Source organism: Candidatus Paracaedibacter symbiosus, from assembly GCF_000757605.1.
Taxonomy (GTDB): Bacteria; Pseudomonadota; Alphaproteobacteria; order Paracaedibacterales; family Paracaedibacteraceae; genus Paracaedibacter_A; species Paracaedibacter_A symbiosus.
Genome location: NZ_JQAK01000009.1, coordinates 4,736 through 6,885 on the forward strand (window position 1 = coordinate 4,736; position 2,150 = coordinate 6,885).

The following is a 2,150-nucleotide window of genomic DNA, read 5'->3' on the forward strand; positions in this document are numbered from 1 at the left end:
TTTATGTTTGAGAGACGTTATAACCGTAATAACTTCGTATAGCATACATTATACGAAGTTATACGATAAAGTCTCCCGACTAATATTAAGATCCTTGGCAACTGCTGATTTGCTTTGTCCTTGATTAATTTTCTCCTTAAGCTCTCCTATTGCTTCTTCACCGAGCTTCTTCTTTCTTCCTTTATAAAGGGTTCTGATACTGTGTTAAGGATCAAGGATTAATTTTAAGAATTTCAGGGTTAAAAACTGTTTTATATTTCAGCACCCCGAAGCATATATGGAGAAGCTTTCTCATAATAGCGCCTATAATCACCATAGTATGTTTACCTTTTTTCTCTAATTTTTGGACAAAGGGTTGAAGAAGCGGATTATGATTTTTAGCTGCGATAGCTGGAAAATAAAGAGCTTTCCTTAAAGAAGAAGAACCTATTTTAGAAAGACAAGATCTTCCTTTAACAGAAGTCCCTGATGTTCTATGAGATGGCGTAAGACCAGCATATGCAGCTAATTGCCTGGCACTTTCTAAAGAAGAAAGTTCAGGGATTTCTGCAAGAATAGCTATGGCTGTTATTTTGCCAATGCCTGGAATGCTTTGAAGGTTCCTACAATCCTGGTTTAAGCTCTCTTTTGAAGAGACCACTTGGTCTATAGCAACATTAACGACGTTAATTTGCTTCTCTATATGCTTGATGAGGTTTTGATAAACTTTCTCAACACTTTTTGGAAGGCAGTCTTTGGTTTCTAAGAAGTTTCCAACTTGAGTTGTTGTTCCTTCAAGTTTTGCAAGCATCGATAAAGAGATCTTAATTCTTTTAACATGGGCTCTTTAGGCTTATAGGCTCTTAACTCATTCTTGCTCGCATACTCTGCAATCAGGTGAGCATCAACCTCATCTGTTTTATGGCGACTAAGCTTGCTTCTGGCAAAGGCTTTAATACAAGCAGGATTAACAATATGAACTTGATGTCCTTGTTCATAGAGATAATCTGCAAGCTTCTCTCCATAGCTTCCTGTGGCTTCCATACAGGCCTTAACTTGTTCAATACCTTGTGCTTGCAGCCACTTTGTTAGACCTATGAAGCCTTTAATGTTATTAGAGACCTTGTATTTTTTATAAGACGTATGGAGGAGAAGAGCGATAGAAAGGTCTTTCTTAGAAACATCTATCCCTAATATAGCCTCATTCATCTTTTTTTCCTTCCCTCTACTGATATGATTATTTGAGTCTTTAGCTTGTCATGTGAATTCAGAATAAGGTAGAACCTTTTCTTAAGATACTGTTCAGCTCTAGACCAATTGGAAGAGGGCTCTTATCAGAACCTCAGATTTGGTGTCTTGTTGCAAATACAGAGTCACCTCTTCCAGCCTACAAGGCTTAGCTACTCTCTCATAGGCTCCTCAGCAACATACATGTTGCAACTTTGCGCTAAAGGTAGAGTTTATCTAAGGAAAATGGTTCTAATACTGTGTTAAGGATCAAGGATTATTTTTAAGGATTTGAGGGTTAAAAGTTGTTCATGCCACTCTTTAGGAACCTTTCTCGATCCTCAGTCATAGCATGAGCAGTAACACCAATGACAGGGAGCGTTTTCGCATCAAAAACTTTCCGTATTTCTTGTGTTGCCTCAAAGCCATCCATAATAGGCATTGTCCCATCCATAAGAACAACATCATAGGATTTATTTTGACAAGCCTCTACCGCCTCCTGGCCATTCACCGTATTAATTTTTGGTAAAGGCAACCTTACTTCAATCTAAAGTAAGGCAATTAAATTATGGAATAATTTACATTGGAAATGTTGTTTAATTATACAGGAGTTTTCCCAGGACTTAGTGCATAAAGTAATCAATACTCCCTAATACCCTCATTCTCCAACAAAAATTGACATCTCTAATTCACATTATACTCAAGCGGTTATAATTTTTCGAATTTTGGTTTGCCAATAATATAAAAGTTTTCTGTCAGCAAAGATCTTAACTTCCATAATACGGTCTCCTTATTATGGTTAAGCTCTTTAATCATGCCTTATTATCAAAGCTTCTTAAAGTCGCTCAGGCCATACCATCAGGGTCAATATAAAACAATATGGGTTTCGTATAACTTCGTATAATGTATGCTATACGAAGTTATTACGAAATTTAAGTTTCGAT

General features: G+C 36.7%; 4 protein-coding genes. All 4 read right to left on the reverse strand.

Annotated elements, in window-relative coordinates; all coding sequences use genetic code 11:
* Positions 1–48: 48 nt before the first annotated feature.
* The 4 genes from IG80_RS17045 to IG80_RS0111065 all read right to left on the reverse strand — a co-directional run bounded on the left by IG80_RS17045 (position 49) and on the right by IG80_RS0111065 (position 1,741).
* Positions 49–198 carry a helix-turn-helix domain-containing protein gene (locus tag IG80_RS17045; RefSeq protein WP_084756443.1) on the reverse strand — a complete coding sequence of 50 codons (150 nt, stop codon included), beginning with the start codon at positions 196–198 and terminating at the stop codon, positions 49–51.
* A gap of 13 nt (positions 199–211) precedes the next feature.
* Positions 212–790, reverse strand: coding sequence for a transposase (locus tag IG80_RS14810; protein ID WP_084756433.1), 579 nt, complete (start codon positions 788–790; stop codon positions 212–214).
* Positions 742–1,188, reverse strand: coding sequence for an IS110 family transposase (locus IG80_RS14815; protein ID WP_084756435.1), 447 nt, complete (start codon positions 1,186–1,188; stop codon positions 742–744). The genes IG80_RS14810 and IG80_RS14815 overlap by 49 nt, the downstream gene beginning before the upstream one ends.
* Positions 1,189–1,504: 316 nt before the next feature.
* On the reverse strand, positions 1,505–1,741 hold the full coding sequence (locus IG80_RS0111065; RefSeq protein ID WP_032114097.1) for a response regulator: 237 nt from the start codon (positions 1,739–1,741) through the stop codon (positions 1,505–1,507).
* Positions 1,742–2,150 lie beyond the last annotated feature (409 nt).

Coding starts and splice junctions, on each gene's coding strand:
- IG80_RS14810 (WP_084756433.1), bottom strand. CDS start 790: ATGCTTGCAAAACTTGAAGGAACAACAACTCAAGTTGGAAACTTCTTA.
- IG80_RS14815 (WP_084756435.1), bottom strand. CDS start 1,188: ATGAATGAGGCTATATTAGGGATAGATGTTTCTAAGAAAGACCTTTCT.